Raw genomic sequence first — 11871 nt, forward strand, 5'->3', positions numbered from 1 at the left:
CCCGTCACCAGCGGCCGAGCCGGGCGTTGACGATGGCCAGGGCGGCGGGCCCGGCCGTCGAGGTGCGCAGCACCGTGTCGCCGAGGCGCACGGCGATCGCGCCGGCCTCCGTGAGCTCGGCGATCTCCTCCGCGCAGACGCCGCCTTCCGGGCCGACCACGAGCACGACCTCCGCGACGTCGTCGAGCGCAACGGCGGTGAGCGCGGTGCGGGCGGTCGGCTCCAGCACGAGCACGCGCGCCCGGTCTGCGCGAGCGGCCAGTTCGCGCGTCGTGAGCACGGCGCCGACGGTGGGGGTCCAGGCGCGGTGCGCCTGCTTCGCCGCCTCGCGCACGATGCTCTGCCAGCGGCCGACGCCCTTGACGGCCTTCTCGCCCGTCCAGCGCGAGATGCTGCGTGCCGCCTGCCACGGCACGACCTCGTCGATTCCGAGCTCGGTGGCCGCCTGCACCGCGAGCTCGTCACGGTCTCCCTTCGCGAGGGCCTGGGCGAGGACGATGCGGGGGCTCGCGGCCGCCTGCTGCGACCGCGACGTCACCGACACCACGACCCGCTTGGGGGCGGATGCGGTGACGACGCCGGTCAGCCAGACGCCCCGGCCGTCGCCGACGGTCACCTCCTCGCCGATGCGCACGCGCCGCACGACGGCGGCGTGATGCGCCTCCGCGCCCGTGATGACGACCTCGTCGCCGGCGTCGGCGGTCGACACGTCGGCACCGTCGACCGATGGCTCATCGACGAGGAAGTGGAGCGCCATGTCAGCCGCGGAACCGGTCGCGGAGCTTGGAGAACATGCCCTGGTGGAACTGCGCCAGCCGGGGGGCGGGAGCCTTGGTCCGCTTGGCGAAGTCCTCGATGAGGGCGCGTTCCTTGGCGTCGAGCTTCGTGGGCGTGACGACCTGCACGCCGACGCGCAGATCGCCGCGCGTGCCGCCGCGCAGCGGCGTGATGCCGCGACCCTTGACGGTGAGCACATCGCCGGACTGCACCCCGGATCGGACCTCCAGGTCGACGTCGCCGTCGAGCGAGGAGATCGTGGTGCGGGTACCCAGGATCGCGTCCGGCATCGACACCTCCAGCGTGGCGAGCAGATCGTCGCCTTCGCGGCTGAAGACCTCGTGGTTCGCGACGGTGACCTCGAGATAGAGGTCGCCGTTGGGTCCGCCCGCGGGACCGACCTCGCCGGACCCGGGCAGCTGCAGGCGCAGGCCGGTCTCCACGCCGCCCGGGATGTCGACCGACACCGTGCGGCGCGCGCGCACCCGGCCCTGCCCCTGGCACGTGGCGCACGGGTAGGGGATCGTCGTGCCGTAGCCCTGGCACGTGGTGCACGGCTGCGACGTGACCACGTTGCCGAGCAGGCTGCGCACCGTCCGCTGCACCTGGCCGGAGCCGTGGCAGATGTCGCAGGTGGTCGGCTGCGTGCCGGGCTGGCAGCACGAGCCCTGGCAGGTGTCGCAGAGCACCGCGGTGTCGACCTCGATGTCGCGGTGCGTGCCGAAGACCACGTCGGCGAGATCGAGCGTGACGCGCACGAGCGCGTCCTGGCCCCGCTCCCGGCGCGATCGGGGTCGTCCGGTCCGGGCTCCGCCGCCGCCGAAGAAGGTCTCGAAGATGTCGCCGAACCCGCCGAAGCCGGCGCCCGCTCCCCCGCCGAAGGGCGAGCCGTCGCCGCCCATGTCGTAGCGCTGACGCTGCTCGGGGTCGCTGAGCACGTCGTAGGCGTGCGTGACGAGCTTGAACCGCTCGGACGCATCGGCGCCCGGGTTCACGTCGGGGTGCAGCTCGCGCGCCAGACGCCGGTACGCCTTCTTGATCTCCTCGGGGCTCGCGTCACGGGAGACGCCCAGGACTTCGTAGTGGTCGGCCACAATCGCCTTTCCTGCCCTCTCGGGCGCGGGTGGGTGTTCGGGAGCGGATCGCTCAGCGGGACGCGTCGTCCTCGTCGAGGAGCCGGCTCAGATAGTGCGCGACGGCGCGGACCGCCGCGAGGTTGGTGGGATAGTCCATGCGCGTCGGACCGAGCAGGCCCACGCGGGCGCGGGTTCCGGTCGTGTCGTAGTCGCTCGTCAGGACCGAGGCCTCCGTCAGACCGAACGCCGCGTTCTCGCGCCCGATGCTCGCGGCGAGACCGTGTTCGTCGGCGACCATCTCCCCCATCAGCCGCAGGAGGGTGACCTGCTCCTCGATGGCCTCGAGGAGCGGATAGATGCTGCCGCGGAAGTCGCTCTCACGTCGGGCGAGGGTCGCGCTGCCGGCCATGACCAACCGATCCTGGCGGAAGTCGTCGAGCTCCTCGCCGACGATCCGGGCGACGACCCGCAGCGCGTCGTCGATGCGGGTTCCGGTGGGCACGGATGCCGCGAGCTCCGCGATCGCGGCGGCGGCGTCTCCGACGGGCTTCCCGGTCACGAGTTGGGCGATCGCGGTCTTCACCTGTGCGGCCGACTGCTCGCTCAGCTCTTCCGCGAGGAAGGCGACCCGCTGCGAGACGCGCCCCGTGTCGGTGACCACGATGACGACCACCCGCGCGCCTCCGAGGTGGACGAACTCGACGTGCGAGACGTTCGCCCGCGCGAACGAGGGGTACTGGACGATCGCGACCTGTCCGGTGAGCTGGGTGAGGGCGCGCACCGTCCGCATCAGCAGATCGTCGAGATCGCCCGGGTCGCTGAGGAAGGACGAGATCGCCGAGCGCTGCGCGCCCGAGAGGGGACGCAGCTCCGCGAGGTGGTCGACGAAGACGCGGTAGCCCTTGTCGGTCGGCACACGCCCCGACGAGGTGTGCGGAGCGGCGATGAGCTCTTCGTCTTCGAGCAGCGCCATGTCGTTTCGGATCGTGGCCGCGGAGACCCCGAACTGGTGTCGTTCGACGATCGCCTTGCTCCCGACCGGCTCGTGCGTGTCGACGTAGTCCTGCACGATCGCGCGGAGGACCTGCAGGCCGCGTTCCGAGACCATCACTCCTCCTCGTTGGCACTCCGGGTTGTCGAGTGCCAATCCTACCGCGTGCGCCGCCTCAGACGGTGAGGGCGCGGACCACGGCGTCGGCGAGAAGGCGTCCCCGCCGCGTGAGCACCACACGACCGCGCACCGCGGCGGCGCCGTCGATGAGGCCGTCGGCGATCAGGGCCGCGATGGCGTGACGGCCCTCGCCGGTGAGATCCGAGACGGCGATCCCCTCCGCGATGCGCGAGCGCAGGAGCACGTCTTCGAGCCGGCGCGCCGCGGCATCCGGGCGCTCGCGCGCCGCGGCGGGCGACTCGTCGGCGGCCAGGCGCTGCGCGTACGCGGCCGGGTGCTTGACGTTCCACCAGCGCAGCCCGTCCACGTGACTGTGCGCCCCCGGGCCGTAGCCCCACCAGTCGGTGCCCCGCCAGTAGGCCAGGTTGTGCCGGGAGCGCTGCTGCGGGCTGCGCGCCCAGTTCGACACCTCGTACCAGTCGTATCCGGCGGCGGCGAAGGCCTCGTCCGCCAGCTCGTACATGTCGGCCTGCAGGTCGTCGTCGGGGGCCGCGACATCGCCGCGGCGGATCTGCCGCGCCAGTTTGGTGCCGTCTTCGATGATGAGCGCGTATGCGGAGATGTGGTCGGGCTCGAGCCCGACGGCCGTCTCGACAGAGCGGCGCCAGTCGTCGAGCGACTCCCCCGGCGCGCCGTAGATGAGGTCGACGCTGACGTCGAGACCGGCGGTGCGCGCCGCCTCGACGGCGGTGCGCACGCCTGCCGGGTCGTGCGTGCGGTCGAGCGCCGCGAGCACGTGCGGCACGGCGGACTGCATGCCGATCGACATCCGCGTCACTCCGGCGGCGGCCAGCTCGCGCGCGAGGGCATCCGTGACGGTGTCGGGGTTGGCCTCGACGGTGACCTCCGCGCCGTCGGCGAGGCCGAAGCCGGTGCGGACGCCGTCGAGCATGCGGGCGAGGTCGCCCCCGGGCAGCAGGGTGGGGGTGCCCCCGCCGAAGAAGACGGTGGATGCCGCCCGCAGCGGCCCCCGCGCGCTCAGCACCTCCCGCGACAGCGCGATCTCGCGCAGGACCTCGTCGGCGTAGGCGTCCTGCCGCGCTCCGCGCAGCTCGCCGGCCGTATAGGTGTTGAAGTCGCAGTAGCCGCAGCGGACACGGCAGAAGGGCACGTGCAGGTAGACCCCGAAGTCACGATCGGGGTCGATCACGATGTCGGGGGGCAGGGCGCCGTCGGAGGGCGCGGGATCGCCGAGAGGGAGGGCGGATCCCATCAGGCGGGGGTCGTGTACATCGGGGAGATGGCGCGCAGATAGCCCCGGAAGAGCTCGCGGCGGCGGCGCTTGAGCAGGGGCGGGATCAGTCGGTACAGCGCCGAGACGGGGCGGTCGAAGGCGCGCACCGTGAAGCGCACCTCGTCGTTGTCGGCCCACGTCACGACGAAGGACTCCTCACCGCTGACGACCGAGCCGCCCACGGTGCCGAGCGCGAAACCGACCCGACGGGGCTCCTCGATCGCGTAGATGACCCGCAGCTCGCCGTCGGCGCTCATGCGCTTGACGTGACCGTGGACGCGGATCGTGGTGCCCGCGGCCACATACGGTGTGCCGTCCGCATCGAAGCGCTGGTCGGCCTCGAGGCGGCTCGCGACCGTGGGCGTGCCGTCGATGTCGTAGCCGACGCCCGTGTACATCGGGCCTGCCGCCGGGCGCACATCGCTGATCTGCAGTCCGGCGCCGCGCAGGGCCGACCACGACAGGAGGGCCTCCGCGGACGACTCGAAGCGAGCCTGTCCGCTGCCCAGCAGCAGCGAGTCCTCGGCCGGGACACTGTTCTCCGGCGGGTAGCTCATGAGGTCGTGCGCCTGCGTCGCACCGACCGCGGCGTAGTCGACGGTGTCGTCCTGAAAGCTTCCGCGACGCATGGTCTCCAGCCTAACGGGGGCGTCCTACTTCTTGTCCTTGCCCTCGACGTCGCCCGAGAGGGCGGCGATGAAGGCCTCCTGGGGCACCTCGACGCGACCGACCATCTTCATGCGCTTCTTGCCCTCCTTCTGCTTCTCGAGCAGTTTGCGCTTACGCGTGATGTCGCCGCCGTAGCACTTCGCGAGCACGTCCTTGCGGATGGCGCGGATGTTCTCGCGGGCGATGATGCGGGCGCCGATCGCGGCCTGGATCGGCACCTCGAACTGCTGACGCGGGATGAGCTTGCGCAGGCGCTCGGTCATGAGGGTGCCGTAGGCATAGGCCTTCTCGCGGTGCACGATCGAGCTGAAGGCATCCACCTTCTCGCCCTGCAGCAGGATGTCGACCTTCACGAGGTCGGCCTCCTGGGAGCCCGCCGGCTCGTAGTCGAGGCTCGCGTAGCCCTGCGTCTTCGACTTCAGCTGGTCGAAGAAGTCGAACACGATCTCGCCGAGCGGCATGTTGTAGCGCAGCTCGACGCGGTCCTCGGAGAGGTAGTCCATGCCCAGCAGCGTTCCGCGGCGCTGCTGGCACAGCTCCATCACCGTGCCGACGTAATCCTTGGGCAGCAGGATGCCGACCTTCACGACGGGCTCGGACACCGACGCGACGCGGCCGTCGGGGTACTCGCTGGGGTTGGTGACCACGACGTGCTCGCCGGTGTCGGTCGTGACCTCATACGTCACCGACGGCGCGGTGGTGATGAGGTCGAGGTCGAACTCGCGCGAGAGGCGCTCGGTGATGATCTCGAGGTGCAGCAGACCGAGGAATCCGCACCGGAAGCCGAAGCCGAGCGCCACCGAGGTCTCCGGCTCGTACTGCAGCGAGGCGTCGGACAGCTTCAGCTTGTCGAGCGCTTCGCGCAGATCCGCGTAGTCGCTGCCGTCGATGGGGTAGACGCCGCTGAACACCATCGGCTTCGGGTCGGTGTATCCGGCCAGGGCCGTCGTCGCCGGCTTGCGATGGTTGGTGATCGTGTCGCCGACCTTCGACTGGCGCACGTCCTTCACGCCGGTGATGAGATAGCCGACCTCGCCGACACCGAGCCCGCGCGTCGGCACGGGTTCGGGGCTGGACACACCGATCTCCAGCAGGTCGTGCGTCGCGCGCGTCGACATCATCTGGATGCGCTCTCGCGGCTCCAGCTTGCCGTCGACCATGCGCACATAGGTGACGACGCCGCGGTAGGCGTCGTACACGGAGTCGAAGATCATCGCCCGTGCCGGAGCCGACGCGTCGCCGACGGGCGCCGGGATGCGCTCGACGATGCGGTCGAGGAGCTCTTCGACGCCCATGCCGGTCTTGCCCGAGACGCGCAGCACGTCGTCGGGTGAGCCGCCGATGAGGTTGGCGAGCTCCGCGGCGTACTTCTCCGGGTCGGCGGCGGGGAGGTCGATCTTGTTGAGCACGGGGATGATCTGCAGATCGTTCTCGAGCGCGAGACAGAGGTTCGCGAGCGTCTGCGCCTCGATGCCCTGAGCGGCGTCCACCAGGAGGATGGCGCCCTCGCAGGCCGCCAGCGACCGGGAGACCTCGTAGGTGAAGTCGACGTGACCCGGGGTGTCGATCATGTTGAGGGCGAAGGTGCCGTCCGAGGTCGCCCACGGCATCCGCACGGCCTGCGACTTGATCGTGATGCCGCGCTCGCGCTCGATGTCCATGCGGTCGAGGTACTGCGCGCGCATGTCGCGGTCGGACACGACGCCCGTGATCTGCAGCATGCGGTCGGCCAGCGTCGACTTGCCGTGGTCGATGTGGGCGATGATGCAGAAATTGCGGATCAGCTCTGGAGGGGTCGCAGACGGCTCGAGAGGCTTCAGGGCGCGCGGTGACATGTCCCGAGCAGTCTACCGGCGTCGCCGCGTCGCGCCCGCCCGCGGCGGCGGCACCCTATCCGACGGCGACGGCGGCGCGCCAGAGAACCGGCCGATGAGAAAGAGTTAACGCTTCCCGCCCTTGTCCGGGCGGCCCGGCGCCGCCGATGCTCGATCTCAGACCCGATGACACGGGGTGCCGTCGCGTGTTCACCTGCACGCAACCGCCCCGCCCCCCGGCATCCCCATCATGGGTCCGAATCCACACTGACGGACGACCGCTCGGCGGCCGTCGCTTGTTGCATGCGAAACCAGGGAGAACACGTGTCAGATCAGACACCGGACGCACCGCGTCCCACCGCCGACAGGCGGAAGCGACGCTCGGTCGTCGCCGCCATCACAGCCGGAGCCCTCGCCTTCAGCGGTCTGGGGCTCGCCGCCCTTCCGGCGCGAGCCGCCGTCGACACCGGCGCGGCTGTGCTCATCAACGAGGTCTACGGCGGGGGTGGCAACAATGGCGCGACCTACACGCACGACTTCGTCGAGCTCGTCAACGTCTCCTCCTCGGCGGTGAGCCTGGAGGGGTGGTCGCTGCAGTACGCCTCGGCCACCGGCACCACGTGGACCAAGAACGCCCTCTCCGGATCGATCCCGGCGGGATCGACCTTCCTCGTGCAGGAGAAGATCGGTGCCGGCGGCACGACCGCCCTGCCCACGCCGGACGCGATCGGCGACCTGGCCATGAGCGGCACCACCGGCAAGGTCGCACTCGTGTCGAGCGCGGCCGCGATCACGGGCCCGACGGATGCCGACGTCGTCGACTACGTCGCCTGGGGCTCGGCCGCCGCCCCCGCCGCCGGCGGATCGCCCGCCCCCGCGACGACGAACGCGACGAGCATCACGCGCGACGCCGCCCACACGAACACCGCCGTCAACGGCGCCGACTTCGTGGCGGCCGACCCCACGCCGCAGAACGCGGCCGGCAACGTCCCGTCGCCCTCGCCGACGGCATCGCCGACGGCGTCGCCGACGGCATCGCCGAGCCCGAGCCCGACGTCCACGGCTCCCGGCACCGACACCGTGACTCCCATCGCCGCGATCCAGGGCACGGGCGACGCCACGCCCCTCAACGGCCAGACCGTCACCACGGAGGGCGTCGTCACCGCGCACTACCCGGTGGGCGGCTACAACGGCTACGTCATCCAGACGCCCGGCACCGGCGGTGCGATCGATCTGGGCAGCCACACCGCATCCGACGCCGTCTTCGTGTACACCAGGACCGCGTCCGTCGCGAACGAGGTCGCGCTCGGCGACACCGTGCGGGTGACGGGGACGGCGGGCGAGTTCAACGGACTCACCCAGCTGAGCGTCGAGGCCGGCAAGACGACGAAGATCGCGGATGCCGCGAAGCCGGCGCCGGTCACGCTCACGAGCTGGCCGACGTCGATCGCGCAGCGTGAGAGCCTCGAGTCGATGCTCGTCACCGTCTCGAGCACCTTCACGGTCACCAACACGAACAACACGAACCGCTACGGCGAGGTCGGTCTCGCCGCCGGAACGGGCGTGCTGCGCCAGCCCACCGACGTCGCGCGCCCCGGCTCCGCCGAGGCGGAGGCCGTCGCGGCCGACAACCTCGCGCGCGGCGTCGTCCTCGACGACGGCGGATCGCTCGACTACGCCGCGCGTGCGAACAGCGGCACCGGAGCGCTCCTCAACGGCGACCTGACCCCGGCCTACGTCTCCGTCGACCACCCGGTCGTCGTGGGCGGCACCGCCACCCTCACCGGCTCGTTCGTCCTCGACTACCGCAACAACGCGTGGAAGCTGAACCCGGCATCGTTCCTGCCCGGCGACGGTGTCACGCAGGGTCAGGCCACGTTCAGCAATCCGCGCACGGCGGCACCGGCCTCCGTCGGCGGCGACCTCAGCGTCGGCTCGTTCAACGTGCTCAACTACTTCACCACGCTGGGCTCGTCGAACGCGGCGTGCCAGCCGTACACCGATCGCGCCGGCGTCGGCACCAACGTCCGCACCGGGTGCGACCTGCGCGGCGCTTGGGGTGCTGCCGACCTCGCGCGCCAGCAGTCCAAGATCGTCTCGGCGATCAACACCCTGGACGCGTCGGTCGTGGGTCTGATGGAGATCGAGAACTCGGCGAAGACCACGCCGAGCACGCCCGACACGGCGGTCTCCACGCTCGTCGACGCACTCAACACCGCGGCGGGCTCCTCGAAGTGGGCATACGTGCCGGCATCCGCGCAGCTGCCCGACGCGTCCGAGCAGGACGTCATCCGCAACGCGATCATCTACCAGCCCGCTCGTGTGGAGCGGGTGGGTGACGCGCTCGCGCTGGGAACGCTGTCGGGCTCCGGCCAGGCGTTCGACAACGCCCGTGAGCCGATCGCGCAGAAGTTCGCACCGGTCGCGGGCGGCGAGCCGTTCCTGTTCGTCGTGAACCACTTCAAGTCGAAGGGCTCGTCCGGCGCGTCGGGCGCGCAGGCCGACCAGAAGGACGGCCAGGGCGCCTGGAACCCGGCGCGCGTCGCGCAGGCGACCGCGCTGCGCGACTGGGTGACGTCGCTCACGAGCACCGGAGACGCCGCCGTCCTCGTCGGCGACTTCAACTCCTACACCCAGGAGGACCCGCTGAAGGTCCTCTACGACGCCGGGTACACGGATGCCGAGTCGGGGCTGGAGCTGGGTCGCTCGACCTACTCCTTCGACGGTCTCTCCGGTTCGCTCGACCACGTGCTCCTCAACGAGGCCGCATGGAAGCGCGTGACCGGCGGCGACGTCTGGAACATCAACTCCGGTGAGTCGGTGGCGCTCGAGTACAGCCGCTACAACAACCACGGCACGCTGTTCTGGCAGGAGGGGCCCTATCGCTCGAGCGACCACGATCCGTTGAAGGTCGGGCTGTCCGCGGGCGCCGGAGCGCCGACGACGATCGACATCCTCACGATCAACGACTTCCACGGACGCATCGAGGCCGGCACCCAGGGCGAGGCCGGCGCGGCCGTGCTCGCCGGTGCGGTCGCGACGAAGAAGGCGCAGAACCCGAACACGGTTCTCGTGTCTGCGGGAGACAACATCGGTGCGTCGACGTTCACCTCGCTGATCCAGCAGGACTCCCCGACGATCGATGCGCTGAAGGCCTCCGGGCTCGAGGTCTCGGCGGTCGGCAACCACGAGTTCGACCGTGGCTTCGCCGACCTCAGGGACCGTGTCATCCCGCGATTCGGCGGCAACGTCGATCCGTCGGGCGCGACGCCGGAGCAGATCGCGGCGGGTGCGCCTTACGCACTCGGGGCGAACGTCTACCTGAAGGGCACGAAGACGCCCGCGCTGGCCGAGTACGCGATCAAGACGATCGACGGCGTGCGTGTCGCCTTCATCGGCACCGTCACCACCGACACCGCCACGATGGTCGACCCCGCCGGTATCGCGGACCTCGACTTCGGCGACCAGCTGGAGGCCGCGAACCGGGTGGCGGACGAGATCGCAGACGGCGACCTCGCCGACGTGACGGTGCTGCTGACGCACTCCGGATCGTCGGTGTCGAACCAGTGCGAGGCGGTCGCCACCGACCCCTCGGCCTTCGGCGCCCTGATCCGCGGCGCGTCCGCCCACATCGACGCCATCGTCTCGGCGCACACGCACCAGACGTACGCGTGCGAGGTGCAGGTCGCGTCGACGGGCGGGCTGCGTCCGGTCATCCAGGCCTCGGAGTACGGCAAGGCGCTGGGTCAGCTGACCGTGACGTACGACAAGCGCGCCGACGAGCTCGTGTCGATCTCCCCGACGATCACGACCTTCGCCAGCACGCCGTTCACCCCGGATGCCGAGGTCGCGGCACTCGTCAAGGGATTCAGCGACCAGGCCAACACCATCGGAGCGCAGCCCGTGGGCACGATCACGGGCGACATCCTGCGCGGCGGGACGAAGGGCTCCGACCGCGGAGTGGAGTCGACGATGGGCAACACCGTCGCCGACGTCTACCTGTGGGCGACCAGCACGAACCCGGCGTACGCGGGGAAGAAGGCGCAGATCGCGCTCATGAACCCGGGCGGGCTGCGCGCGGACCTCACCTACGTCGGCGACGGCACGGTGACCTACAAGCAGCTCGCCGACGTGCAGCCCTTCGCGAACACGCTCGTGACGGTGACGCTCACGGGTGGCCAGCTCAAGGACATCCTCACGCGGCAGTGGCAGGCGACGGGTGACCGCCCGAAGCTGCACCTCGGCGTCTCGCAGGGCTTCTCCTACGAGTACACGGAGGACGCGCCGCCGGCCGGTCAGAGCGCATCGCGGTCGGGGCACATCGTCTCGATGTCGCTGAACGGCACGAAGATCGCCGACACCGACACCTTCACGGTGGTGACGAACTCGTTCCTCGCCAACGGCGGTGACGGCTTCGCGCCCTTCGCGCAGGGCACGGATCGCACCGACACCGGCCAGGTCGACCTGGCGGCTACGCTCGCGTACGCCAAGGCGGTCGACCCGATCGCCCCGTCGGCGCTCGGCCGGGCGAAGCTCGTGACCGGCACGCCGACACCGGAGCCGTCGCCGACGGGCACTCCGACCGGCTCGCCCACCGCGTCGCCGACCGACTCGCCGTCGCCGTCTCCGACGACGACCGCGCCGTCGACGGGCGGATCGGGCGTGGGCGTGTCGACGACCGGCCTCGCCGCCGGCGGTCGCATCGAGCGCGGCTCGTCCTTCACCGTGACCCTCACCGGTCTCGGCGCCGGAGAGCAGGTCGCGGCGACGCTGAACAGCCAGCCCATCGTGATCACCGGCATCCCCGCCGCGGACGCGAGTGGACGGGTCACCTTCACGGTGGCCGTGCCGCGGACGCTCGAGACCGGCACACATCACCTCATCGTGCTGGGCGCCGACGGTCGCGTCGTGCTGAACCTGCCGCTGGAGGTGGTGGGTGAGGGCGTGCTCGCCACGACGGGCGCCGAGCTCCCCTGGGGCCTCGCGCTCGGCGGTGCGTTCCTGCTCGCAGCGGGCATGATGCTCGCGATGACGACACGGCGCCGCCGCGTCGTCGGCTGATCCGCGCGTCCCGGCGGCCCCGGCCCCGCTTCGGCGGGTGTCCGGGGCCGTCGGCGTGCGTGGCCACCG

At 71.0% G+C, this 11871-nt stretch carries 7 protein-coding genes; 1 reads left to right on the top strand and 6 read right to left on the bottom strand.

Annotation, left to right across the window (positions count from 1 at the left end):
- Positions 1-4: 4 nt before the first annotated feature.
- From KY498_RS02640 to lepA, 6 genes are read right to left on the bottom strand one after another with little or no spacing between them, the layout of a single operon-like run.
- Positions 5-757 carry a 16S rRNA (uracil(1498)-N(3))-methyltransferase gene (locus KY498_RS02640; RefSeq protein WP_191008563.1) on the bottom strand — a complete coding sequence of 251 codons (753 nt, stop codon included), beginning with the start codon at positions 755-757 and terminating at the stop codon, positions 5-7.
- Between the two features lies 1 nt (position 758).
- A complete protein-coding gene (dnaJ, locus tag KY498_RS02645; protein WP_060958946.1) occupies positions 759-1871 on the bottom strand; it encodes a molecular chaperone DnaJ in 1113 nt (370 codons plus the stop codon).
- A gap of 52 nt (positions 1872-1923) precedes the next feature.
- A complete protein-coding gene (hrcA, locus tag KY498_RS02650) occupies positions 1924-2961 on the bottom strand; it encodes a heat-inducible transcriptional repressor HrcA (protein WP_191008562.1) in 1038 nt (345 codons plus the stop codon).
- A 58-nt stretch (positions 2962-3019) separates the two neighbouring features.
- Entirely contained in the window at positions 3020-4237 is a 1218-nt protein-coding gene (gene hemW, locus KY498_RS02655; protein ID WP_191008561.1) for a radical SAM family heme chaperone HemW, read from the bottom strand.
- On the bottom strand, positions 4237-4887 hold the full coding sequence (locus tag KY498_RS02660) for a DUF1990 family protein (protein ID WP_060958949.1): 651 nt from the start codon (positions 4885-4887) through the stop codon (positions 4237-4239). The genes hemW and KY498_RS02660 overlap by 1 nt, the downstream gene beginning before the upstream one ends.
- 24 nt (positions 4888-4911) lie before the next feature.
- Entirely contained in the window at positions 4912-6762 is a 1851-nt protein-coding gene (gene lepA / locus KY498_RS02665) for a translation elongation factor 4 (RefSeq protein ID WP_219879454.1), read from the bottom strand.
- A gap of 303 nt (positions 6763-7065) precedes the next feature.
- On the opposite strand from lepA, the gene KY498_RS02670 reads away from it, so the two are divergent.
- Positions 7066-11802: an ExeM/NucH family extracellular endonuclease gene (locus KY498_RS02670; RefSeq protein ID WP_191008560.1), complete on the top strand. Its 4737-nt coding sequence runs from the start codon at positions 7066-7068 to the stop codon at positions 11800-11802.
- Positions 11803-11871: the final 69 nt, after the last annotated feature.

Source organism: Microbacterium sp. PAMC21962 (assembly GCF_019443465.1).
Classification (GTDB): domain Bacteria; phylum Actinomycetota; class Actinomycetes; order Actinomycetales; family Microbacteriaceae; genus Microbacterium; species Microbacterium hominis.

Excerpts from the sequence above, each read along its gene's own strand:
- KY498_RS02640 (WP_191008563.1), bottom strand. The coding sequence starts at position 757 with ATGGCGCTCCACTTCCTCGTCGATGAGCCATCGGTCGACGGTGCCGAC.
- hrcA (WP_191008562.1), bottom strand. The coding sequence starts at position 2,961 with ATGGTCTCGGAACGCGGCCTGCAGGTCCTCCGCGCGATCGTGCAGGAC.
- hemW (WP_191008561.1), bottom strand. The coding sequence starts at position 4,237 with ATGGGATCCGCCCTCCCTCTCGGCGATCCCGCGCCCTCCGACGGCGCC.
- KY498_RS02660 (WP_060958949.1), bottom strand. The coding sequence starts at position 4,887 with ATGCGTCGCGGAAGCTTTCAGGACGACACCGTCGACTACGCCGCGGTC.
- lepA (WP_219879454.1), bottom strand. The coding sequence starts at position 6,762 with ATGTCACCGCGCGCCCTGAAGCCTCTCGAGCCGTCTGCGACCCCTCCA.